The 22,288-nt window shown below is 70.0% G+C and carries 24 protein-coding genes and 5 tRNA genes; 12 read left to right on the plus strand and 17 right to left on the minus strand.

Annotated features, from left to right (window positions below):
• Positions 1-93: 93 nt before the first annotated feature.
• Together ACFZDC_RS20975 and ACFZDC_RS20980 are read left to right on the plus strand one after the other, a co-directional pair.
• Complete coding sequence (locus ACFZDC_RS20975) at positions 94-327, plus strand: Lrp/AsnC family transcriptional regulator (protein ID WP_003993216.1); 234 nt, start codon at positions 94-96, stop codon at positions 325-327.
• A gap of 20 nt (positions 328-347) precedes the next feature.
• On the plus strand, positions 348-866 hold the full coding sequence (locus ACFZDC_RS20980; protein WP_391325854.1) for a DUF3515 family protein: 519 nt from the start codon (positions 348-350) through the stop codon (positions 864-866).
• Positions 867-872: 6 nt separating this feature from the next.
• Here ACFZDC_RS20980 and ACFZDC_RS20985 read toward each other — a convergent pair whose 3' ends face one another.
• Genes ACFZDC_RS20985 through ACFZDC_RS20995 form a run of 3 tightly spaced genes read right to left on the minus strand, consistent with a single transcriptional unit; the run spans position 873 to position 3,966 of the window.
• Positions 873-2,030 (minus strand): D-alanine--D-alanine ligase, encoded by a 1,158-nt coding sequence (locus ACFZDC_RS20985; protein ID WP_391325856.1) that lies wholly within the window; start codon positions 2,028-2,030, stop codon positions 873-875.
• 59 nt (positions 2,031-2,089) lie between these two features.
• Complete coding sequence (locus ACFZDC_RS20990) at positions 2,090-3,100, minus strand: NAD(P)H-dependent glycerol-3-phosphate dehydrogenase (RefSeq protein WP_391325858.1); 1,011 nt, start codon at positions 3,098-3,100, stop codon at positions 2,090-2,092.
• Positions 3,097-3,966, minus strand: coding sequence for a 1-acyl-sn-glycerol-3-phosphate acyltransferase (locus tag ACFZDC_RS20995; protein WP_391325860.1), 870 nt, complete (start codon positions 3,964-3,966; stop codon positions 3,097-3,099). Before ACFZDC_RS20995 ends, ACFZDC_RS20990 begins: the two co-directional genes overlap by 4 nt.
• A gap of 200 nt (positions 3,967-4,166) precedes the next feature.
• Here ACFZDC_RS20995 and cofC point away from each other — a divergent pair, with 200 nt between their 5' ends.
• Both cofC and ACFZDC_RS21005 read left to right on the plus strand, forming a co-directional pair.
• A complete protein-coding gene (gene cofC, locus ACFZDC_RS21000; protein WP_391325862.1) occupies positions 4,167-4,805 on the plus strand; it encodes a 2-phospho-L-lactate guanylyltransferase in 639 nt (212 codons plus the stop codon).
• A gap of 197 nt (positions 4,806-5,002) precedes the next feature.
• The gene (locus ACFZDC_RS21005; RefSeq protein ID WP_391325864.1) at positions 5,003-5,206 is read left to right on the plus strand and encodes a hypothetical protein; all 204 of its coding nucleotides are present in this window, start codon (positions 5,003-5,005) and stop codon (positions 5,204-5,206) included.
• A 71-nt stretch (positions 5,207-5,277) separates the two neighbouring features.
• Here the strand turns inward: ACFZDC_RS21005 and ACFZDC_RS21010 are convergent, their stop codons facing one another.
• The 4 genes from ACFZDC_RS21010 to leuC form a co-directional block, all read right to left on the minus strand.
• Positions 5,278-5,928, minus strand: a complete 651-nt coding sequence (locus tag ACFZDC_RS21010) for an HU family DNA-binding protein (RefSeq protein ID WP_391325866.1) — start codon at positions 5,926-5,928, stop codon at positions 5,278-5,280.
• A gap of 136 nt (positions 5,929-6,064) precedes the next feature.
• Positions 6,065-6,295 (minus strand): hypothetical protein, encoded by a 231-nt coding sequence (locus ACFZDC_RS21015; RefSeq protein ID WP_391325868.1) that lies wholly within the window; start codon positions 6,293-6,295, stop codon positions 6,065-6,067.
• Positions 6,296-6,579: 284 nt separating this feature from the next.
• Positions 6,580-7,173, minus strand: a complete 594-nt coding sequence (gene leuD, locus ACFZDC_RS21020; RefSeq protein WP_391325869.1) for a 3-isopropylmalate dehydratase small subunit — start codon at positions 7,171-7,173, stop codon at positions 6,580-6,582.
• 5 nt (positions 7,174-7,178) lie between these two features.
• A complete protein-coding gene (gene leuC / locus ACFZDC_RS21025; protein ID WP_391325871.1) occupies positions 7,179-8,603 on the minus strand; it encodes a 3-isopropylmalate dehydratase large subunit in 1,425 nt (474 codons plus the stop codon).
• 192 nt (positions 8,604-8,795) lie between these two features.
• Here leuC and ndgR point away from each other — a divergent pair, with 192 nt between their 5' ends.
• On the plus strand, positions 8,796-9,512 hold the full coding sequence (gene ndgR, locus ACFZDC_RS21030; protein ID WP_391325872.1) for an IclR family transcriptional regulator NdgR: 717 nt from the start codon (positions 8,796-8,798) through the stop codon (positions 9,510-9,512).
• 79 nt (positions 9,513-9,591) lie between these two features.
• On the opposite strand, the gene ACFZDC_RS21035 is transcribed toward ndgR, so the two are convergent.
• Positions 9,592-10,101: a monooxygenase family protein gene (locus ACFZDC_RS21035; RefSeq protein WP_391325874.1), complete on the minus strand. Its 510-nt coding sequence runs from the start codon at positions 10,099-10,101 to the stop codon at positions 9,592-9,594.
• Positions 10,102-10,181: 80 nt separating this feature from the next.
• Here ACFZDC_RS21035 and ACFZDC_RS21040 point away from each other — a divergent pair, with 80 nt between their 5' ends.
• A complete protein-coding gene (locus ACFZDC_RS21040) occupies positions 10,182-10,826 on the plus strand; it encodes a MerR family transcriptional regulator (protein WP_391325876.1) in 645 nt (214 codons plus the stop codon).
• 49 nt (positions 10,827-10,875) lie between these two features.
• Here ACFZDC_RS21040 and ACFZDC_RS21045 read toward each other — a convergent pair.
• The 8 genes from ACFZDC_RS21045 to ACFZDC_RS21080 all read right to left on the minus strand — a co-directional run bounded on the left by ACFZDC_RS21045 (position 10,876) and on the right by ACFZDC_RS21080 (position 14,526).
• Positions 10,876-10,948 (minus strand) — tRNA-Glu (locus ACFZDC_RS21045).
• 28 nt (positions 10,949-10,976) lie between these two features.
• Positions 10,977-11,048: transfer RNA gene (locus tag ACFZDC_RS21050), tRNA-Gln, on the minus strand.
• Between the two features lie 21 nt (positions 11,049-11,069).
• A tRNA-Glu gene (locus ACFZDC_RS21055) sits at positions 11,070-11,142 on the minus strand.
• Positions 11,143-11,171: 29 nt separating this feature from the next.
• A tRNA-Glu gene (locus ACFZDC_RS21060) sits at positions 11,172-11,244 on the minus strand.
• A 21-nt stretch (positions 11,245-11,265) separates the two neighbouring features.
• Positions 11,266-11,337, minus strand: a tRNA-Gln gene (locus ACFZDC_RS21065).
• Between the two features lie 91 nt (positions 11,338-11,428).
• Positions 11,429-12,160, minus strand: a complete 732-nt coding sequence (locus tag ACFZDC_RS21070; RefSeq protein WP_391325878.1) for an HAD-IA family hydrolase — start codon at positions 12,158-12,160, stop codon at positions 11,429-11,431.
• A 103-nt stretch (positions 12,161-12,263) separates the two neighbouring features.
• Positions 12,264-13,748 carry a glutamate--tRNA ligase gene (gltX, locus tag ACFZDC_RS21075; protein WP_391325880.1) on the minus strand — a complete coding sequence of 495 codons (1,485 nt, stop codon included), beginning with the start codon at positions 13,746-13,748 and terminating at the stop codon, positions 12,264-12,266.
• Positions 13,741-14,526 carry a fumarylacetoacetate hydrolase family protein gene (locus tag ACFZDC_RS21080; RefSeq protein WP_391325882.1) on the minus strand — a complete coding sequence of 262 codons (786 nt, stop codon included), beginning with the start codon at positions 14,524-14,526 and terminating at the stop codon, positions 13,741-13,743. The genes gltX and ACFZDC_RS21080 overlap by 8 nt, the downstream gene beginning before the upstream one ends.
• Before the next feature lie 326 nt (positions 14,527-14,852).
• Between ACFZDC_RS21080 and ACFZDC_RS21085 the strand changes: the two genes are divergently transcribed.
• Positions 14,853-15,293 (plus strand): hypothetical protein, encoded by a 441-nt coding sequence (locus ACFZDC_RS21085; RefSeq protein ID WP_391325884.1) that lies wholly within the window; start codon positions 14,853-14,855, stop codon positions 15,291-15,293.
• Entirely contained in the window at positions 15,284-16,207 is a 924-nt protein-coding gene (locus ACFZDC_RS21090) for a hypothetical protein (RefSeq protein ID WP_391325886.1), read from the plus strand. The genes ACFZDC_RS21085 and ACFZDC_RS21090 overlap by 10 nt, the downstream gene beginning before the upstream one ends.
• A gap of 38 nt (positions 16,208-16,245) precedes the next feature.
• Here the strand turns inward: ACFZDC_RS21090 and ACFZDC_RS21095 are convergent, their stop codons facing one another.
• Positions 16,246-16,440 carry a hypothetical protein gene (locus ACFZDC_RS21095; protein ID WP_391325888.1) on the minus strand — a complete coding sequence of 65 codons (195 nt, stop codon included), beginning with the start codon at positions 16,438-16,440 and terminating at the stop codon, positions 16,246-16,248.
• Positions 16,441-17,002: 562 nt separating this feature from the next.
• On the opposite strand from ACFZDC_RS21095, the gene ACFZDC_RS21100 reads away from it, so the two are divergent.
• From ACFZDC_RS21100 to ACFZDC_RS21115, 4 genes are all read left to right on the plus strand, one after another.
• Positions 17,003-20,731, plus strand: coding sequence for a nitrate- and nitrite sensing domain-containing protein (locus ACFZDC_RS21100; RefSeq protein WP_391325890.1), 3,729 nt, complete (start codon positions 17,003-17,005; stop codon positions 20,729-20,731).
• A gap of 9 nt (positions 20,732-20,740) precedes the next feature.
• Positions 20,741-21,154 (plus strand): roadblock/LC7 domain-containing protein, encoded by a 414-nt coding sequence (locus tag ACFZDC_RS21105; RefSeq protein ID WP_003973453.1) that lies wholly within the window; start codon positions 20,741-20,743, stop codon positions 21,152-21,154.
• Between the two features lie 111 nt (positions 21,155-21,265).
• Entirely contained in the window at positions 21,266-21,664 is a 399-nt protein-coding gene (locus ACFZDC_RS21110) for a DUF742 domain-containing protein (protein ID WP_009190816.1), read from the plus strand.
• Positions 21,645-22,220: an ATP/GTP-binding protein gene (locus tag ACFZDC_RS21115; RefSeq protein WP_067301226.1), complete on the plus strand. Its 576-nt coding sequence runs from the start codon at positions 21,645-21,647 to the stop codon at positions 22,218-22,220. Before ACFZDC_RS21110 ends, ACFZDC_RS21115 begins: the two co-directional genes overlap by 20 nt.
• Positions 22,221-22,288 lie beyond the last annotated feature (68 nt).

Here is a 22,288-nt window from a genome sequence, read left to right on the forward strand (position 1 = left end):
CCGGTTCCCGCAGGTCTCCCCGCGGGGAGCGGCAACGCGATACCGTGGCGTTCCTTTTCCCCACATGATCCTCGTGGCCGCCCTGGAGGTTCCGTGGTACAGGCGTACATCCTGATCCAGACGGAGGTCGGCAAGGCGTCGACCGTCGCCGAGACGATCAGCAAGATCCCTGGAGTGCTCCAGGCCGAGGACGTGACGGGACCGTACGACGTCATCGTGCGCGCCCAGGCCGACACGGTCGACGACCTGGGACGCATGGTGGTCGCCAAGGTCCAGCAAGTGGACGGCATCACCCGCACCCTGACCTGTCCGGTCGTGCATCTGTAGCCCCCGTCTACCCTTGGCCGGTGAACATCTTCCGTCACCGGCCCTTCGGCCTGCTCGCGCCCGCGCTGCTGATCGCGGTCGCGGGCTGCTCCTCAGCAGACGACAGCGCCAAGGTGGCGGTTCCCAGCCCCGACGCGAGGACGGCGACGGTGTGCCGGGATCTGCACCGGGTGCTGCCCGAGAAGCTGGACGGGCGGGACCGCGACGACCCCGAGCCCCGGTCCGCCTACACGGCGGGCTGGGGAAGCCCGGCGATCATACTGCGCTGCGGTGTCGTACGGCCGCCGAAGATGGTCGATCCGAAGGTGGCCGAGGGCGGGGACCCCGACGCCGTGGCGGGCGAGGTGGACGGCGTCGACTGGCTGATGGAGAAGCACGGTGACGGCACCTGGCGGTTCACCACCGCCAACCGCGTGGCCTATGTGCAGGTGAGCCTGCCCAAGGGGATGCCCGCACAGGACGAGGGCACCGCGGTCCTCACGGACCTCGCGGGAGCAGTGAAGAAGGCGATCCCCAAGGGGATCGCCTCCATGAGATGAGCCTGCTCAGCGAAGCCCGGTCGAGCGGCGCAGCGCCGCCTGCACCAGGCGGTCGATCAGCTCCGGGTAGCCGATGCCGGAGGCCTGCCACATCTGCGGGTACATCGAGATCGGCGTGAAGCCGGGCAAGGTGTTGATCTCGTTGATCACGAACTCGCCGTCCTCGGTGAGGAAGAAGTCCGCACGGACCAGGCCCTCGCAGGAAGCCGCCTCGAAGGCCTCCACCGCGAGCCGCCGCACCTCGGCGGTCTCCTCGTCGGTCAGCGGGGCCGGGACGATGCCGGGCGTGGAGTCGATGTACTTGGCCTCGAAGTCGTAGTACGCGTGCGCCTCAGGCGGCGGGATCTCGGCCGGGACGGAGGCACGCGGACCGTCCTCGAACTCCAGGACGCCGCACTCGATCTCGCGGCCCCGTACGGCCGCCTCGATCAGGATCTTCGGGTCGTGCGACTGAGCCTCGGCGATCGCCTCGTCCAGGCCCGACAGGTCGTCGACCTTGGTGATGCCGATCGACGAACCCGCGCGCGCGGGCTTCACGAACAGCGGCCAGCCGTGCTCGCCGGCGAAGTCGATGATCTTCCTGCGGGCGGCGGACTGGTCCTGCTGCCACTCGCGCGGCCGGATCACCACGTACGGGCCGACCTTGAGCCCGAAGGAGGTGAACACCCGCTTCATGTACTCCTTGTCCTGGCCGACGGCCGAGGCGAGCACGCCCGAGCCCACATACGGCACCCCGGACAGCTCCAGCAGACCCTGGAGAGTGCCGTCCTCGCCGTACGGGCCGTGCAGCACCGGAAAGACCACGTCGACTTCGCCGAGGGCCTTGGGCACGGAGCCGGGCTCGGTGTAGACGACCTCGCGGTTGGCCGGGTCGACGGGGAGCACCACGCCGCCCTCGGCGGACTCCGCCAGCTCCTCGACGGCGGGTACGCGGCGGTCGGTGATGGCCATCCGCTCCGGCTCGTCGGCCGTCAGGGCCCAACGGCCGTCCCGGGTGATGCCGATCGGCAGGACGTCGTACTTCGCCCGGTCGATGGCCTTGAGGACGGCGCCGGCGGTGACCACGGAGATCCCGTGTTCGGAGCTGCGCCCGCCGAACACGACGGCCACGCGCGGCTTGCGGGACGGCTGCTCGGGGCTCTGGGGGAGGTTCTCGGTGCTCATATCGCGTCGAGAGTACCCGGTGGTAGGGCCCCAAGACAGCGTCGACGCAGGGGGGTCGCTCAGCGTCGCTCGGGTTTCGCGCTGCGCGACATCAGCTCCTTGAGGGCGACGACCGGCGGCTTGCCCTCGTGCACGATGTCCACGACCGTCTCGGTGATCGGCATCTCGACTCCGTGCCGACGGGCCAGATCCGCCACGGACTCGCAGGACTTGACGCCCTCGGCGGTCTGCTTGGTGACCGCGATGGTCTCCTCCAGGGTCATGCCCTTGCCGAGGTTGGTGCCGAAGGTGTGGTTGCGGGACAGCGGCGAGGAGCAGGTGGCGACCAGGTCGCCGAGTCCGGCGAGTCCGGAGAAGGTCAGCGGGTCGGCGCCCAGGGCCATGCCGAGCCGGGTGGTCTCGGCCAGCCCCCGGGTGATGAGCGAGCCCTTGGCGTTGTCGCCGAGGCCCATGCCGTCGGCGATGCCGACCGCGAGGCCGATGACGTTCTTGACCGCGCCGCCGAGTTCGCAGCCGACCACGTCGGTGTTGGTGTACGGCCGGAAGTAAGGGGTGTGACAGGCGGCCTGGAGCCGCTGGGCGACCTGCTCGTCGGTGCAGGCCACCACGGCGGCGGCGGGCATGCGGGCGGCGATCTCCCGGGCCAGGTTGGGTCCGGTGACGACGGCGATGCGGTCGGCGCCGACCTTGGCGACGTCGTCGATCACCTCGCTCATGCGCATGGTGGAGCCGAGTTCGACCCCCTTCATCAGGGAGACGAGCACGGTGCCGGGTGCGAGCAGCGGCGTCCACTCGGCGAGGTTGGCGCGCAGGGTCTGCGAAGGGATCGCGAGGACGGTGAAGTCCGCGTCCGCGAGGGCCCCGGCCGCGTCGGAGGTGGCGCGCAGGTTCTCCGGGAGTTCGACGCCGGGCAGGTAGTCGGGGTTGGTCCGCGTGGAGTTGACCGCCTCGGCGAGCCCGGGGCGGCGGGCCCACAGGGTGACCTCGCAGCCCGCGTCGGCGAGGACCATGCCGAAGGCGGTGCCCCACGAGCCGGTGCCCATGACGGCCGCCCGGACAGGCTTGCTCACTTGCCGCTCTCCTCCTCCGTGCCGCTGCGCGCGACTTCCCTGCCGGCCGGCGCGGCCTCCGCCCCGGTGAGCGCGGCCTCCGCCCCGGCCCGCGCGGCCGCCCTGCCCGGCTGGGAGGGGCCCTGCGCGGTCTGCGCACGGGTCTTGCGGCGCTGCTGGATCCGCTCACGGCGCGGGTCGTAGGGCGTCTCGGGCGCCTTCTCGCCGCGGATCTCCTCCAGCTGGCGGGTGACGGCCGCCATGATGACCTCGGTGGCCTCCCTCAGGAGGTCGGTGGTCATCTCCTTGTCGTAGAAGCGGGAGAGGTCCACGGGCGGGCCCGCGAGGACGTGGTGGGTCTTGCGCGGGAAGAGGTGGGGCTTCTTGGCGTAGGGCGGCAGCAGTTCGTTGCATCCCCACTGGGCGACCGGGATGACCGGGCACTTGGTCTGCAGGGCGACCCGGGCCGCGCCGGTCTTGGCGGTCATGGGCCAGCCGTTCGGGTCGCGGGTGAGGGTGCCCTCGGGGTAGAAGGCGACACACTCGCCGCGCTCCACGGCGTCGATCGCGGCACGGAAGGCGCTGAGCGCGTCCGTGCTCTCGCGGTAGACCGGGATCTGCCCGGTGCCGCGCATCGCGGCACCGACGAATCCCTTCTTGAAAAGTCCGCTCTTTGCCAGGAATCGCGGAACCCGTCCGGTGTTGTACTGATAGTGCGCGTAAGCGAAGGGGTCCACGTGAGAATTGTGGTTCACCGCGGTGATAAATCCACCGTCGGCCGGAATGTGCTCCATTCCACGCCAGTCCCGCTTGATCAGAACCACCAGCGGCGGTTTGCACAGGACCGCTGCGAAGCGGTACCAGAACCCGATTCTGCGGCGGGACACGCGGACACCTTCCTCTAGGACTTGCTCCGGGCCCGGGGGCCGCACAAGTGTCGCCCCGGACGGCCGGTCTGTCGAGAACACCGTACGCCCGCCCGTCACCCGCCACCGCCCTCGCTGGGAGCTTCGCACACCTCCCCGATCCCAGCGGTGCCGGACCCCCCGGGTGACAATGAGCGCGACAAGAGAGGGGCGGTACGCCGGTGCAGTGGAGCTTGGTCATCCCCCTGAAGCCTCTGGCGCGGGCCAAGAGCAGGCTCTCGGACACCGCCGCCGACGGGGTGCGCCCGGGTCTGGCCCTCGCGTTCGCGCAGGACACGGTGGCGGCGGCGCTGGCCTGTCAGTCGGTCGCGGATGTGTCGGTCGTCACGGACGACACCCTGGCCGGCCGGGAACTGGCGGCCCTGGGCGCCCGGATCGTCCCCGACGCTCCGGGAAGCGGCCTGAACGCCGCTCTCGGGCACGGCGCGGGTGCCGTGCGGGAAAGACGCCCCCGCGCCGCAGTCGCGGCCCTGAACGCCGATCTTCCGGCCCTGCGCCCGCTGGAATTGTCCCGGGTACTGGACGCGGCCGCCGAATTCCCGCGCGCCTTTCTCGCGGACGCGGCCGCACTGGGCACCACCCTGCTGGCCGCGGCCCCGGACCAGGAATTGCACCCGGCGTTCGGCGCCGATTCCCGCGCCCGGCACCGCGCCCGTGGCGCGACGGAACTCCGGCTCACTGGCGTCGATTCGGTACGGCAGGACGTGGACACCGGCGACGATCTGCGCGCGGCCCTGGCGCTGGGGGTCGGACCGTTCACGGCGGCGGTGTCGGCGGGGTTGCTGATTCCGGGATCCTGAGGCGGACACCGGGCTTCCCGGTTCCGGGCCGGGCGGAGGTCGAAACGCCTGACCCCCAGCGGCGGCGGCAGCACCGGGCCGACGGCACCGAAGCCCCCGGGGGGTGCGGGGAACTGGGCGGCCAGCACGACGGGCCCGCGGTCGGCGGACGGCCCGCGGCCCTACCCCGAACCGCGGGAGGCACTACGCTGGCCGTCATGCAGGCGACCTCGTACACGTACGACCCCGAGACCCGCAGCGGGCAGGTACTGCTCGACGACGGCACCCCGGTGCCCTTCGACACGGCGGCGTTCGACGCGGGCGGGCTGCGGCTGCTGCGGCCCGGGCAGCGGGTGCGGATCGAGACGGAGGGTGCCGGGGACGGCCTGCGGATCACCCTGGTGACCCTGCAGACACTCTGACGTTCCCCGGAAAACGCCGCGGGCCGGGCTCCCTGAGGAGTCCGGCCCGGCGCGTGAATGCCCTGGCGACCTTATGACGTCGCCTTGCGGGCGGTGGCCTTCTTGGCGGTGGTCTTGCGGGCCGTCGACTTCTTGGCCGGGGCCTTCTTCGCGGTGACCTTCTTCGCCGGGGCCTTCTTGGCCGTCGCCTTCTTGGCGGTGGTCTTCTTCGCGGCGGCGGTCTTGGCGGTCGCCGTGGTCTTCTTGGCGGCCGCCTTCTTCGCCGTGGTCTTCTTCGCGGCGGCCGTGGTCTTCTTCGCCGGCGCCGCCTTCCTCGCGGTGGTCTTCTTCGCGGCGGCCTTGGTGGTCTTCTTCGCGGCGGCCTTCTTGACCGTCGCGGAAGCACCGCCGGTCAGGCTGCCCTTGGGCGCCTTCTTGACCGAGACCTCACCACCGCGCGGGAGCTTCTTCGACCCGCTCACCAGGTCCTTGAAGCCCTGACCTGCACGGAAGCGCGGCACGGAGGTCTTCTTGACCCGAACCCGCTCGCCGGTCTGGGGGTTCCGGGCGTAACGGGCGGGGCGGTCCACCTTCTCGAAGGACCCGAAGCCGGTGACCGAGACCCGCTCGCCCGCGACGACCGCGCGGACGATGGCGTCCAGGACATGATCGACAGCCTCAGCGGCCTGCTGGCGGCCACCCACCTTCTCGGCAATCGCTTCTACGAGCTGCGCCTTGTTCACGTCTTCCCCTTCGGAGACATCGCCAGAACGAAAGTGTTCAAGCTTTTTCGCACGTTAGGCAGATATATACCGCAAATCAAACACGAAACGGGCTTATCACCCTTGTGCCGCAACGGACTCGGTTGACTCGGACTGTTCAGCGGTCCTCTTCGGGGATCCGACCCTCGTCGAGGTCCTTGATGAACCGCTCGAGCCGCCTTGCCGCACCGGCGAGATCGTGCTTGGCCGCGGCCGTAATGACCAGCAGCTTCCGGGTCAGCGCCATCCGTACGCCCTCCGGGACTTGCAGTGCGCGCACTCTTGCGTGCGCTTCCTTCAGCTGGACCGCGACCGCCGTATAGAGCTCGAGTTGGCCGTCGTGTTCCATGCACAGATTGTGCCATCTGGGGCGAGTTGTCGCCTGCGCAGGGTGCAACTGCCGCCTCGGACAGCCATCTCGGCCCTTCCGGACGCCGGGGTCCCACTGATCGCGTACCCGGCCAACCACCTCCTTAACGTGGGAAGTTGGGAGGGCCGCCGGACCGGCACGGGGCCGTTCGGGTGCAGACATGGCTGTACCCCCAATCGTGGCGATCGGGGGTACAGCGGGGGTGTTGCGATGACCGAAACTCGACTTGTCCGGCCGCCCGGGCTCAGATCTGCCGCCCGGGCTCAGATCTGGAGCGTGCGCGGCTTGTAAGCGGGCCGCTTGGCCTCGTAGGTGGCGATGTCGGCCTCGTTCCGCAGGGTGATGGAGATGTCGTCCAGGCCGTTCAGCAGCCGCCAGCGGGAGTTCTCGTCCAGCTCGAAGGAGGCGGTGATGCCCTGCGCACGAACCTCACGAGCCTCAAGGTCCACAGCGACCTCAGCAGTCGGGTCCGCCTCGGTCAGCTCCCACAGCGCGTCCACGACCTTCTGGTCGAGAACCACCGTGAGCAGGCCGTTCTTCAGCGAGTTGCCCCGGAAGATGTCCGCGAAGCGGGAGGAGATCACGGCCTTGAAGCCGTAGTTCTGCAGCGCCCAGACGGCGTGCTCGCGGGAGGAGCCGGTGCCGAAGTCGGGACCGGCGACCAGGACGGTGGCGCCCTGCCGCTCGGGCCGGTTGAGGATGAAGGACTCGTCTTTGCGCCAGGCCTCGAACAGCCCGTCCTCGAAACCGTCCCGGGTCACCTTCTTGAGCCAGTGAGCAGGGATGATCTGGTCGGTGTCGACGTTGCTGCGGCGCAGCGGGACGGCCCGGCCGGTGTGGGTGGTGAAGGCTTCCATGGTTCTCAGACTCCAGCGGGCACGGGGGCGTCGGACAGATCGGCGGGCGAGGCCAGGTGGCCCAGGACGGCGGTCGCGGCCGCGACCTGCGGCGACACCAGATGGGTGCGGCCGCCCTTGCCCTGCCGGCCCTCGAAGTTGCGGTTGGATGTGGAGGCGGAGCGCTCACCCGGAGCCAGCTGGTCGGGGTTCATGCCGAGGCACATCGAGCAGCCCGCGTGCCGCCATTCGGCGCCGGCCTCCTTGAAGACCACGTCCAGACCCTCGGAGACGGCCTGCAGACCGACCCGCGCGGAGCCCGGGACGACCAGCATCCGTACGCCGTCGGCGACTTTGCGGTCCTTCAGGATCGCGGCCGCGGCCCGGAGGTCCTCGATGCGGCCGTTGGTGCAGGAGCCTACGAAGACGGTGTCCACCTGGATGGAGCGCAGCGACTGACCGGCCTCCAACCCCATGTACTCCAGGGCCTTTTCGGCGGCCAGGCGCTCCGAAGCGTCTTCGTACGAAGCCGGGTCGGGGACGGACGCCGAAAGCGGCGCGCCCTGGCCGGGGTTGGTGCCCCAGGTGACGAACGGCGACAGCTCGGCGGCGTTGATGACGACCTCGGCGTCGAAGACGGCGTCCTCGTCGGTGCGCAGCGTCTTCCAGTACTCGACCGCGGCGTCCCAGTCGGCACCCTCGGGGGCGTGCGGGCGGCCCTTGAGGTACGCGAACGTGGTCTCGTCGGGGGCGATCATGCCCGCGCGGGCACCGGCCTCGATCGACATGTTGCAGATGGTCATCCGGGCCTCCATCGAGAGCTTCTCGATGGCGGAGCCGCGGTACTCCAGGATGTAGCCCTGGCCGCCGCCGGTACCGATCCTGGCGATGATCGCCAGGATCAGGTCCTTGGCGGTGACGCCCTCGGGCAGCTCGCCCTCGACGGTGATCGCCATGGTCTTGGGGCGGGCCAGCGGCAGCGTCTGGGTGGCCAGCACGTGCTCCACCTGGGAGGTGCCGATGCCGAACGCCAGCGCGCCGAAGGCACCGTGCGTGGAGGTGTGCGAGTCACCGCAGACGACGGTGGTGCCCGGCTGCGTCAGGCCCAGCTGCGGACCCACGACGTGCACGACGCCCTGCTCGACGTCGCCCAGCGGGTGCAGTCGCACGCCGAACTCGGCGCAGTTCTTGCGCAGGGTCTCCAGCTGGGCCCGGGAAACCGGGTCGGCGATGGGCTTGTCGATGTCGAGGGTCGGGGTGTTGTGGTCCTCGGTCGCGATGGTGAGGTCGAGGCGACGCACCCTGCGACCGTTCTGCCGCAGCCCGTCGAAGGCCTGCGGGCTGGTCACCTCGTGCAGCAGGTGCAGATCGATGTAGAGGAGGTCGGGCTCGCCCTCGGCGCGCCGGACGACGTGGTCGTCCCAGACCTTCTCCGCGAGTGTCCTACCCATCGCTTTCCCTCCGGTCGGCAAGCGTCCGCCGACCCAAACTAGAGATCTTGAGGAGGCGGCTGCCCGCGCCCCTGTTCCGGGCGTCCGCCGCCAGGCCCCTTGGTCCACGGGCCGCTGTGTGTGATTCCAGGGTGGCGCGTTCCACGGAAAATTGAACTTGCGTTTCACAGAGTGAGACGTGAGTATCGTTGCATGGACAACAGTAGCGGCGTCGGCGTTCTGGACAAGGCGGCCCTCGTCCTGAGCGCTCTGGAGTCCGGTCCGGCCACCCTCGCGGGTCTGGTCGGGGCGACCGGACTGGCACGACCCACGGCCCACCGCCTGGCCGTGGCCCTGGAACACCACCGCCTGGTGGCACGCGACATGCAGGGCCGGTTCATCCTCGGCCCGCGCCTCGCGGAACTGGCGGCGGCGGCCGGCGAGGACCGCCTGCTCGCCACGGCGGGCCCCGTGCTCACCCACCTCCGCGATGTCACCGGCGAGAGCGCGCAGCTCTACCGACGCCAGGGTGACATGCGGATCTGTGTGGCCGCGGCGGAACGCCTGTCCGGCCTGCGGGACACGGTCCCGGTCGGCTCCACGCTGACCATGAAGGCGGGCTCCTCGGCGCAGATCCTGCTCGCCTGGGAGGAGCCCGAGCGCCTGCACCGCGGTCTGCAGGGGGCCCGCTTCACGGCGACGGCCCTGTCGGGCGTACGACGGCGCGGCTGGGCCCAGTCCATCGGCGAGCGCGAGCCGGGCGTCGCGTCCGTCTCCGCGCCCGTACGCGGCCCTTCCAACCGCGTGGTGGCCGCCGTGTCCGTCTCCGGCCCCATCGAGCGCCTGACCCGCCACCCGGGCCGTATGCACGCCCAGGCGGTCATCGACGCCGCAGGCCGCCTCTCGGAGGCCCTGCGCCGCTCGGGCTGAGCTCCGCCACATCGAGGACGTCACCGGGGTGGGGCCGCCTCAACGCCGCGGCAGGCCCCCCTCGGTCCCCTCGGTCCTCTCAGACGGCGCCGTCGGTGAGCGGCGCCTCCTGCGACCGATGAGCGAACCGGTCCCTGGCATACCGCCCCCGCTTCTCCAGCGGCACCTGCCCGTGCGCGGCGGCGAGGCCGAACGCGGGCATGTCCCCGTAGATCGCCTCGTACGACCCCTCCGGGACGACATACGTCTCGTGCCAGATCCCGACCTGCCCCCGCAGCGTGCCGCTGCGCTCCTTGCGGTTGATCAAGGCCCACGCCCTGTGATGGAACGCGTCCGGCGCGGTGGCGTAGGCGTACAGCTTGTCCTTGGACTCCCAGTACTGCACGACGTAGTACGTACGAGGCGACGCCGTCAGCAGAACCTTGGCGCGCAGGCCCCGCCCTCGGTCCTTCTCCAGTTCGCGCAGCATGCGGAGCATCGCGAGCAGCACAGGCAGCCACAGGTGCACCGCCCGGAAGCGGTTGATGCGCATGCCGATCAGCAGGACGACGACCTCACCCTTCGCGTCGGCTGTCGTACGGGCCACCATGAGTTCCCCCTCGTTGGTGAGCGACGCTATCCAACTGTGGATGCTTGGATAGTGCCGTTATCCGAGAAGGGGCGCAAGACATGCGGCTCGCCGAACTGAGCAGACGCAGTGGCGTGTCCACCGCGACGATCAAGTACTACCTGCGCGAAGGCCTGTTGCCGCCGGGCCGCCAGATCAACACGACGACGGCGGAGTACGACGGCGAGCATCTGCGCCGACTGCGGCTGGTGCGCGCGATGATCCAGGTCGGCGGGCTCTCGGTGGCCACGGTCCGGGAGGTGCTGCGGAACATCGACGACGAGTCCCTGGGCCGCACGATCCGGCTGGGCGCGGCCCTGTGGGCGCTGCCGCAGGCACCGGAGCCCGACGAGGACGACGCGTTCGTGCGGGCGGCGCGCCGGGAGGCGGAGGAGCTGCTGGACAGGGTGGGCTGGTCGAACGCGAAGCTGCTGACGACGATCTCCCCCGCGTACCGCTCCCTGGTGGCGGCGGTGGCCGCGTTCCGCCGGCTCGGCTACGACTGGGAGACCGAACTGCTCGCCTCCTACGCCAAGTTGATGCACGAGGCGGCGAAACTCGACCTGGACTTCGTGGAGACGCATACGTCGGAGGCGGAGAAGGTGGAGACGGCGGTGCTCGGCGCGGTGCTGACCGAGCCGATACTGCGGGCCCTGCGCCGGCTGGCCCAGGAGGAGGAGTCGGCCCGGCGGTACGGCTTCGAATAAGCCCGGGAACAGCGAAGGCTCTCCGCCAAAGCGAAGAGCCTTCGTCTCGTACCCCCGACCGGATTCGAACCGGCGCTACCGCCTTGAGAGGGCGGCGTGCTAGGCCGCTACACAACGGGGGCGAGGATCTTACGTTTCCGCAGATCCGAGCTGGTCTACCTGGACTCGAACCAAGACTAACTGAACCAGAATCAGTCGTGCTGCCAATTACACCATAGACCAATGATGGTTTAGACCAGTCAGTACCCCCGACCGGATTCGAACCGGCGCTACCGCCTTGAGAGGGCGGCGTGCTAGGCCGCTACACAACGGGGGCCCTAGCGATCTCGAGTTGATCGAGACCAGTACCCCCGACCGGATTCGAACCGGCGCTACTGCCTTGAGAGGGCAGCGTGCTAGGCCGCTACACAACGGGGGCTTTGCAGATGAGCTCTGCGAGCTGGCCTACCTGGACTCGAACCAAGACTAACTGAACCAGAATCAGTCGTGCTGCCAATTACACCATAGGCCACTGGAACTCAAGCCCCTGAGGGGATCTCGTTCTAGTTCGCTCCTCCGGGTCCCGGCCTTTCGGCCCGCTCCCCGGCGGCGCAGGAAGAACATTACCCGAAGGTGGACGGGGCTCCAAAACGAGTATCCGAGCGGACCAGCGCGGGGAGTTCGGCGAGGGTGGAGATCCGGTGCGTCACCACGGCCTCCGCACCCTGCGCGTACACCCCGCCGCGGTCGATCCACACGGACAGCAGCCCGGCCTCGGCCGCGCCCCGCCCGTCGATCTCCGGGTGGTCGCCGACGTACGCCACCTCGTGCGGCGGCAGGCCGAGCACCTCGCAGGCCGCGAGGAACGCGCCGGCCTGCGGCTTGGAGACGCCCAGCTCCGCGGCGCACAACACGCTCTCGAAGCGGTCGAGGAGGCCGAGGGTGCGCAGCTTGTGTTCCTGGACCGTGAGGCTGGAGTTCGACAGCACCGCGTGCCGGTGGCTGACGGCGAGCGCGTCCAGGGCAGGCACCACGTCCGGGAACAGGCTCCAGGCGGCCTCGTAGTGACCGATGTAACGCCGGAACCAGGCGTCGGCCTCGGCGTCGGCCAGGTCCTGCCCCAGGAAGACCCGTACGCGGTCGCGCCGCTGCACCTCGAAGGAGACCTCCCCGGCCGAGAAGCGCGCCCACTGCCGGTCGGTGATCTCCCGCCACCGCACGAGGGCCTGCTCCGCGGTCGCGTACCCGGCGAGCAGGCCTTCCACCGCCAGGTGGGCACGCATGCCCTCACGGTCGGCGGTCGTGTAGTCGAAGAGGGTGTCGTCGACGTCCCAGACCACGGCTCTGATCGTCATGACACCGACGGTAACCGGCGCCTCGCCGTCGTGTCCCGCGGATGCGGACGACGAGGGTCGGCACCCGGGGACTCCGGCTGCCGCCCCTCAGGTATGGCGTTCGTTACGCCGCGAGCTTCGCCAGCGCCGCGTCGATCCGCGCCAGTGTCCTCTCCTTGCCCAGGATCTCCAGGGACTCGAACAGGGGCAGGCCGACCGTGCGGCCGGTGACGGCCACGCGGACCGGGGCCTGGGCCTTGCCGAGCTTGAGGCCGTGGGCCTCGCCGGCCGCCAGGACGGCCTCCTTGAGCGACTCGGCCGAGGTCCAGTCGGCCGACTCCAGCTTCTCGCGGGCCGTGCGCAGGAGGGCGTCGCTGCCTTCCTTCATGGCCTTGGCCCACGAGGCCTCGTCGAAGACCGGCTCGGGGAGGAAGAGGAAGTCGACGTTGTCGGTGACCTCGGAGAGGACCTTCAGACGGGTCTGGGCGTGCGGGGCGATCGCCTGCCACTTGGCCTCGTCGAAGTCCTCCGGCGCCCACGGGGCGAACGGGGCCCTCAGCCAGGGGCGGCAGCGCTCCGTGAAGTCCTTCACATCGAGCATGCGGATGTGGTCGGCGTTGATCGCCTCGCACTTCTTCAGGTCGAAGCGCGCCGGGTTGGGGTTCACGTCCTTGATGTCGAAGGCCGCGACCATCTCGTCGATCGTGAAGATGTCCTGGTCCGCCGAGAGCGACCAGCCGAGCAGGGACAGGTAGTTGAGCAGGCCCTCGGGGAGGAAACCGCGCTCGCGGTAGAGGTTGAGGGACGCCTGCGGGTCGCGCTTGGAAAGCTTCTTGTTGCCCTCGCCCATCACGTACGGCAGGTGGCCGAACTCCGGGATGCGCTTGGCGATGCCCAGCTCGATCAGCGCCTTGTACAGGGCGATCTGCCGCGGGGTGGAGGAGAGCAGGTCCTCGCCGCGCAGAACGTGGGTGATCTCCATCAGGGCGTCGTCGACCGGGTTCACCAGCGTGTACAGCGGTGCGCCATTGGCGCGGACGATGCCGTAGTCCGGCACGTTCTCCGGCGTGAAGGTCAGCTCGCCGCGGACCAGGTCCGTGAAGGTGATCGTCTCGTCCGGCATGCGGAAGCGGACGATCGGCGTACGGCCCTGGGCCGTGTACTCCTCGACCTGCTCGGCGGTCAGGTCACGGCAGTGGCCGTCGTAGCCGGAGGGCCTGCCGGCGGCCCGGGCGGCCTCGCGGCGGGTGTCCAGCTCCTCCTGGGAGCAGTAGCAGTGGTACGCGTGACCGGCGTCGAGGAGCTTGTGGGCGACGTCCTGGTAGAGGTCCATGCGCTGCGACTGGCGGTAGGGCGGGTGCGGGCCGCCGACCTCGGGGCCCTCGTCCCAGTCGAAGCCCAGCCAGCGCATCGCGTCGAGCAGCTGGTTGTAGGACTCCTCCGAGTCTCGGGCCGCGTCGGTGTCCTCGATACGGAAGACCAGAGTGCCCTGGTGGTGCCGGGCGAACGCCCAGTTGAACAGGGCGGTGCGGACGAGGCCCACGTGGGGGTTACCGGTGGGCGAGGGGCAGAAACGGACGCGTACGGGGGAGCCGGATGCGCTAGCCACGCTTGACAACCTTGTTGGTGAGAGTGCCGATGCCTTCGATGGTGACGGCGACCTCGTCGCCGACGTTCAGGGGGCCGACCCCCGCGGGGGTGCCGGTGAGGATGACGTCGCCCGGGAGCAGGGTCATGGCCTCGGAGATGTTGACGACCAGGTCCTCGATGGGATGGATCATCTCGCTCGTACGGCCCAGCTGGCGCTGTTCGCCGTTGACGGTGAGCTGGATGGTCAGGTCGTTGGCGCGGTCGAGGTCCAGCTCCGTCTCCACCCAGGGGCCCAGCGGGCAGGAGGTGTCGAAGCCCTTGGCCCGGGCCCACTGCTTCTCGCGCTGTTGCACGTCGCGGGCGGTGACGTCGTTGGCGCAGGTGTAGCCGAAGACCACGTCCTTGACGCGCTCGCGCGGTACCTCGCGGCACATGCGGCCGATGACGACGGCCAGCTCGGCCTCGTGGTGCAGTTCCTGCGAGAAGGGGGGGTACTGGATGTCGTCGCCGGGGCCGATCACCGAGGTGGACGGCTTGAAGAAGGCGAACGGGGTGTCGGGCACCTCGTTGCCCAGCTCCCTGGCGTGGTCGGCGTAGTTGCGCCCGAACGCCACGACCTTGTTGGGCAGGACCGGCGGGAGCAGCCTGACCTTGCTCACCGGCACCTTCGTCCCGGACAGCTCGTAGTCCGCGAACGGGATGCCCTTGATGATGTCGAGGACGAGTTCGTCCTGCGTGTCGCCCTCGACCGCGCCGAAGGCTACGTTCCCGTCGATGGAGAACCTGGCGATGCGCACGGGATCCTTGCGCCCCTCAACTAGAACCGGCGTACTGACGCCCCAGGTTAACCGGTCGGGCCGCCCGGTGTTCGGGCGGTGCGGCGTGGCGACGGGGCTTTTCCGCAGCGGAAACCGTCGTACCGGAATTCCGAATTCCGGGAGTTCCGCGCCCATGGCATTCCACGCGACAACCCGGCATACGGGCGCATCACCCTTATTGCCCGCGATCCGCGCCGCGTGATGCCACCCGGCGCCAGTGGCCGGAAGCGCTATTGATCCGGCCGGATCCGGACCCTGGGATCCCCCCGGAAAAACCACCGAATTTCCGACGGGGAGAGGACCTCATGAAGGCATCCCGGAAGCTCTGTTCCCTCGCTGTCGCGATTCCGGCAGCAGTCGTCGCGGTACTGAGCACGGCTCCCCTGGCGCATGCCGATGCGGGCCCCTACTGCCTGAACGAGGAGAAGAACTGCGGGATCTTCTTCCACAACAGCGGACGGACCGGTTCCTTCACCGCTTTCCGGGGCAGCAGCGTGTCCAATCTCGCCGGCTACACCTTTGTGACCTCCGGGGCCGGCAGGGGCCTGCCGGTCAAGAACAACGCGGTCTCCTTCAACAACCTGAGCGTCGACAACATCGCCACGGTCTTCTACAACAACGGCTACTCGGGGGCCTGTGACACCTTCGCCCCGCTCACCGCCACCGACCGGCTGCACAACACCTACAACGAGAACGCCTCGCTGGGCTTCGCCCGCAGCGGCACCAACTGCTACAAGTGGAACTGATCCAGCGCCGCCGACGTGCGGCGGCACGGCTGGCGCCGGCCGCCGTCTGCCTGGCGCTGCTCGCGGGCTGCGCCTCCCCGGAGCCGACGGCCCAGGGTCCGCACACCACCCGCGCGGCGGCCGGGCCGAGCCCCACGGGCCCCGGCAGGAGCGACTACACCTACCGGCTCCCCCTCGCGGTCTACAGCTACAGCGACGCCGAATACGAGGTCATCGAGTCCGCGCAGCAGATCCTGGCCCGCGACTGCATGAAAGGTTTCGGGCTTTCCTACCGTCCCGCGAAGAAATCCGCTCCGGGTGCCACGTCGGACCGCCGGTACGGGATATCGGACATGGCTGACGCGGCGCGCTACGGATATCACCTGCCGCCGCAGCCGCGGGACCCCGAACCGAAACTCGGCGCGGACCAGCGCAGAGTTCTCTACGGAAACAGGGACGGCTCGGCCGGAAAGCGCGGAAAGCTGGAGTTCCGGGGAAAGGCGGTACCGAACACGGGATGCCTGGGCTCGGCCGTCCGGCAGCTCGCGCGGCCGCACGAGTATCCCGCGGGCGTCACCGCGGCGAGCAACATCTCGTCCGGCGGTTTCAGCGACTCGATGCGGGATTCCGGCGTCGAGGCGCTGTTCGCCCACTGGTCCGCCTGCATGAAGGAGAACGGGTACGACTACGCCTCACCGCTGGAACCGTTCCGGAATCCGGCGTTCACGGACGGCCGGGTGACCGCGGAGGAGAAGGCGACGGCGGCGGCCGACATGGCGTGCAAGCGCCGTACGAACCATCTGGAATCGTGGCTGAAGGCCGAGACCGGGATTCAGCGCCGGATGATCCGGAACCGGATCGCGGTGTTGCGGCGGCTGAAGACCCTGCACGCCCAAAAGGTGAGCGCGGCCAGGAAGATCATCGCGGGTGCGTGATCTCCGGGCCGCGCTCGACGAGTGCGGTGCCCGCCCGGCTACGCGCCGGCCTCGACCGCCAGGCCGGCCGGGACCTCCACCAGGACGGTGCGCCTCGGGTTGGCCGTCTGGGCGGGGAGGTCGAGGGAGTGCTCCGGCAGCTCGGGCGTCTGCAGGTCGTCGGCGTCCTCGAGGTGCGCCAGCGTCGTGCGCCGCGGGTTGGCTATCGTCCGGAACATCATCGTCGTCTTCACCGTTGTCGTCCTGTGGCCTCGTGTCGAACAGAATGCTTCATCTTGTAAAGCGTCAGGCTAAACATCCGCTTCCCCGTCACAGACGGGAACGCTCCATGATCTGCGTGTGAGTTTGCTCACGAATCCAGGGGCAAATCGGTCAATTCCGGCCTACACCTCGCCCCAAGGAAACGGACATTGACCCCCTGAAGCCTGCATTCCGCACCTGATCATGGCGACTGGGACACCGGGCACCGCGTGACAACTCGCAGGGGTATGCCCGTTTTGCAGGAGAACGACCTACACAGGTCGTAGTCCGGTGGTCACAAGGCGTCACGGAGGTCACAGCTCGGGGTATGGCCCTTGTTGGAGATCCGGCACTGTGCTGGAATTCCACGGACCGCCGCGGGATCGAGCCGGCGCGCAGGGGGCGCAGCAGCGCCGAGTGGCGGCGAGATAGGGGGAAACCTGCGCCGGTCACTCAAGACCACCCGGGGGGCGTATTCAGGGCGCTCTCCAAGACGCCGAAACCGTGTCTCTCCGTTCACGCGGAGGGGCGCCTGGTCCAGAGGTTGCGACGCTAGTGCAGGGACGTTTCAAGAGGGATGGCAGCGCTCCGGCGGAGCCGGAGGCGCACGGCGGGACCGACCGCGGTTCCTCGCCCCAGCACGCCCAGAACCCGGGCCCGGCACCGTCCGGAGACGGCGGTGAGCGCTCCGGGCGCCCCGGCGTGTCCGCCCCGACGGTCGCGGTGGGCTCCGCGAAGACGAAGGCGGCGAACCCCACGCCGCCCGTGAAGCCCGCCAAGAGCCCGACCGGCCCCGGTTCGCGCATGGCCCTGCGCAACTGGCGCATCTCCACGCGTCTGGTGTCGCTGCTCGCGCTCCCGGTCGTCGCGGCGACCTCTCTGGGCGCTGTGCGTATCAGCCAGTCCATGGACGACATCCAGCAGCTCGACAACATGAAGCTGCTGACGGACATGACCAAGCAGGCCACCCAGCTGGCCATGGCGCTTCAGGACGAGCGCGACCAGTCGGCCGGCCCCCTGTCGCACGGCGTGACGTCCGCCTACGAGATCAAGGGCTACGAGGACAAGACCGACCGCGCCCGCGAGAACTTCCTCAACTCCTCCGAGCAGATCGACGAGGCGAGCAAGAACGGCCAGCTCCAGGGCGTCCGCGACACCCTGGTCAGCCTCGCCGAACAGCTGGGCGACCTGGCCAAGATCCGCCGGGACGCCTACCAGTCGAAGAACAACTCGACGCAGACGGTCGAGGCCTACCACCGGCTGATCACCCAGCTGATCGACCTCTCCCAGTCCATGGCGGAGGCGTCCAGCAACCCGGAGATGATCTCCCGCACCCGTGCCCTGGCGGCCTTCTCCACCGCCAAGGAGTACGCCTCGGTGCAGCGCGCCGTCATCGCCGCGGCCCTGACCTCCAGCAACACCTCCAAGGGCAAGCTCTCCGACAACGACCGCCTCTACGGCGCCTCCGCGTACGAGAGCGAGAACTCCGAGATCGCGATCTTCCGGAAGATCTACAGCAACCAGAACCCGGACCAACTCCTCAAGCCGATCGAGGAGGGCAACCCGATCATCCAGGCCGCGGACCTGTACGCCAAGCGGACCTTCGAGTCCCGCGACGGTCTCGACGGCCTGCCGGCGCGCTCGTACCGCGACTGGGTGGACGACAGTACGACCAAGATCCAGGAGATGAAGAAGATCGAGCAGACGCTGCTCGAGGACATGGAGCAGAAGGCCCGCGAGCTGAAGTCGTCCTCCGAGCAGGACGCGATCATCTCCGGTGCGCTGATCCTGCTGGTGCTGGGCATCTCGCTGGTCGGTGCGTTCGTCGTGGCCCGGTCCATGATCCGCTCGCTGCGCCGGCTGCAGGAGACCGCGACCAAGGTCGCCCAGGACCGGCTGCCCGAGCTGGTCAAGCAGCTGTCCGAGTCCGACCCGCAGGACGTCGACACGTCGGTGGAGTCGGTCGGTGTGCACTCCAAGGACGAGATCGGCCAGGTGGCCGCGGCCTTCGACGACGTGCACCGCGAGGCGGTCCGCCTCGCCGCCGAGCAGGCCCTGCTGCGAGGCAACGTCAACGCGATGTTCACCAACCTCTCGCGCCGCTCCCAGGGTCTGATCCAGCGCCAGCTGTCGCTGATCTCCGAGCTGGAGTCCCGCGAGGCCGACCCGGACCAGCTGTCCTCCCTCTTCAAGCTCGACCACCTCGCGACGCGTATGCGCCGTAACGGTGAGAACCTCCTGGTCCTCGCGGGTGAAGAGCCCGGCCGCCGCTGGACCCGCCCGGTCCCGCTGGTCGACGTGCTCCGTGCCGCCGCGTCCGAGGTGGAGCAGTACGAGCGCATCGAACTGGCCGCCGTGCCGACCACCGAGGTCGCAGGACGGGTGGTCAACGACCTCGTGCACCTCCTGGCCGAGCTGCTCGAGAACGCCACCTCCTTCTCCTCGCCGCAGACCAAGGTCAAGGTCACCGGTCACGCGCTGCCCGACGGCCGGGTGCTGATCGAGATCCACGACACCGGTATCGGCCTCTCCCCCGAGGACCTCGCGGCGATCAACGAGCGGCTCGCCTCGCCGCCCACCGTGGACGTCTCCGTCTCCCGCCGCATGGGCCTGTTCGTGGTCGGTCGTCTGTCGCAGCGCCACGGCATCCGCATCCAGCTGCGCCCGTCCGACTCCGGCGGCACGACCGCGCTGGTCATGCTTCCCGTCGACGTCGCCCAGGGCGGCAAGAAGCCCGTCCCGGGCAAGCCCGGCGCGCCCGCGCCGACCGGCGGTCCGGCCGCCGCGCAGGCCGCTGCCGGTGTTGCCGCCGCCCGCCGCAACAACGGCGGCAACGGTCCGGGCGGCGCCCTCGGCGGTGCGCCGTCCGGTGGTGGACGCCTCGGCGCCGGCCCCGGCCCGCGCGGCCAGGTCGGCTCCGCCCAGGGTCCGCGGGCCGCGCTGCCCGGCACCGGCCAGGGCGGCCGTCCCGGTGCGCCGGGTGGCGCGCGTGGTCCGCAGGGTCCTGGTGCCCCGCAGCAGGGCCGGCCGGCCCCGGCCGGTGCGGGTGCGGGCGGCTTCGGCGGTCAGACGCAGGGCCTGCAGGCCGCGGGTACCGGCGGACCCCAGCAGGACGCCTTCGGCGGTCGCGGCCCCGTTCCGCCGCGCGCCGGCGCGAACGCGTCCGACCAGGGCCGTCAGCCCCAGCTGTCGCCGCGTGGCGGTCCGCGGGCCGAACTGCCCGGCGGCAACCCGCCCTCGCGCACCCCGGACTGGAACGACAACGCCCAGTCGCGCGCCTCGCTGGACGCCCCGCGCGGCCATGACGAGCAGGACCCGGCGCAGACCGGGCGCATGCCGCGCGTCGACGACCAGCAGGGTCCGGGCTCGACCGCGCAGATGCCCCGCATCGACGCGCAGGGCCCGGCCGCCACGGGCGAGTTCCCCCGTCCCGACTTCGCCACCGGTGGCTCCACGGGCCAGTTCGCGCGCCCCGGCAGCGAAGGCCCGCAGCAGACCGGCCAGTTCGCCCGGCCCGGCGCCCAGCAGGACAACAGCCAGTTCGGCCAGCAGAGCGGCGGCGGGCAGTTCGTCCGCTCCGACGTCTTCGGCACGCCGGCGCCCGGGCAGCAGAACCCGCAGAACACGGGCCGGTTCGCGGCCCCGCGGGCCTACGACGCCGGCTTCGACGGCAGCTCCTCCGGGAGGCACGCGCTGCCCGGCCGGCCGGGCCAGGGCCCGGCGGACACCGGTCAGTTCGAGCGCCCGCAGCAGGGCGGCCGCGGCGACTTCGGCGCCCCGCGCCCGCCGGCCCAGCAGCAGCGTCCGGTCCGGCAGGAGCCGGAGGCGCTGCCGCCGGCCACCGGCCCGGGTGACGGCCGTACCCCGCTGTACGACACGCTGGAGACCAACTGGTTCCACGGCCAGCAGGAGCGGCAGCCGGACAACACCCCCGCGCCGGCACCTCAGCAGGCACCCACGCCCGGTCCCCAGCGTTCGGCCTCCGCCACCGGCTCCTGGCGCACCTCGCCCAACGACGAACTCGTCCGTCAGGCGGAGCGCGTACGGCAGCCCGCGGCGGGTGGCGTCACCACCTCCGGCCTGCCGCGCCGGGTGCCCCGGGCGAACCTCGTTCCGGGCACGGCCCAGCAGCAACAGCACCAAAGCGGTCCGCAGGTCTCGCGTGCGCCCGATGACGTACGCGGCCGGCTGACCAATCTCCGTCGGGGCATCGCTCAGGGCCGTCAGGCCGGCAGCGGCCAGACCGGCAGCTTCCCGAGCCCCACTCACCAGCAGGAGCGTTAGTTGAGTCCGATGAGCCAGGCGGCACAGAACCTGAACTGGTTGATCACCAACTTTGTGGACAACACCCCCGGGGTGTCCCACACAGTGGTGGTCTCCGCCGACGGCCTTCTGCTGGCAATGTCCGAAGGTTTCCCGCGGGACCGCGCCGACCAGCTGGCGGCCGTCGCGTCCGGGTTGACCTCCCTCACGGCCGGGGCGTCCCGGATCTTCGAGGGCGGCAACGTGGCACAGACGGTCGTCGAGATGGAGCGCGGCTTCCTCTTCCTGATGTCCGTCTCGGACGGGTCGTCCCTCGCGGTCCTGGCCCATCCCGAGTGCGACATCGGTCTCGTCGGCTACGAGATGGCACTGCTCGTCGACCGCGCGGGTGCGGTACTCACCCCGGATCTGCGCGCCGAACTCCAGGGCAGTCTGCTCCACTGACCTGCTCCGGCACCACCCACCTCACGAAAACACCGTCCGGCCGCCACAATCCCCCCACCGGCCCCGTCAGACGGCACGACTGACCGACTTGCTGTCCCGCCCGGAGGATTCATGACCCCGCCCACCGCCCATCATGATCCGTACGCCGAGCCGTACGGGGACGAGGGCGACCAGCCGCTGGTGAGGCCGTACGCGATGACCGGCGGCCGGACCCGGCCGCGGTACCAGCTGGCCATCGAGGCACTGATCAGCACCACGGCCGACCCGGCAGCCCTCATGGGACTGCTCCCGGAGCACCAGCGCATCTGCCACCTGTGCCGGGAGGTCAAGTCGGTCGCGGAGGTCTCCGCGCTGCTGGCCATGCCGCTCGGCGTGGCCCGGATCCTGGTAGCCGACCTCGCCGAGGCCGGCCTGGTCGCCATCCACCAGCCGGGTGGCGACGAGAACAACGGCGGCGCTCCGGACGTGACGCTGCTCGAAAGGGTGCTCAGTGGACTTCGCAAGCTCTGACGCGGGCCGGGCCACCACCTCCGCGAAGATCGTGGTGGCGGGCGGCTTCGGCGTGGGCAAGACCACGTTCGTCGGCGCCGTCTCGGAGATCAACCCGCTGCGTACGGAGGCCGTGATGACGTCCGCTTCGGCGGGCATCGACGACCTCACCCACACCGGAGACAAGACGACCACCACGGTGGCGATGGACTTCGGCCGTATCACCCTGGACCAGGACCTGATCCTGTACCTCTTCGGTACGCCGGGCCAGGACCGCTTCTGGTTCATGTGGGACGACCTGGTCCGCGGCGCCATCGGCGCGGTGGTGCTCGTGGACACCCGGCGCCTCGCGGACTGCTTCCCGGCCGTGGACTACTTCGAGAACAGCGGTCTGCCGTTCGTCATCGCCCTCAACGGCTTCGACGGACAGCAGCCGTACACCCCCGATGAAGTGCGCGAGGCCCTGCAGATCGGTCCCGACGCCCCGATCATCACGACGGACGCCCGCCATCGCGCGGACGCCAAGAGTGCGCTGATCACGCTGGTCGAGCACGCGCTGATGGCTCGCCTGCGGTAGCACCCAAGTTCGACATGCCGTACGGCAGTTGTCGTAAATCAATCGGAGCCGGCTGTGGACTTTGACAC

It is taken from the genome of Streptomyces sp. NPDC007905, assembly GCF_042959345.1.
GTDB lineage: Bacteria > Actinomycetota > Actinomycetes > Streptomycetales > Streptomycetaceae > Streptomyces.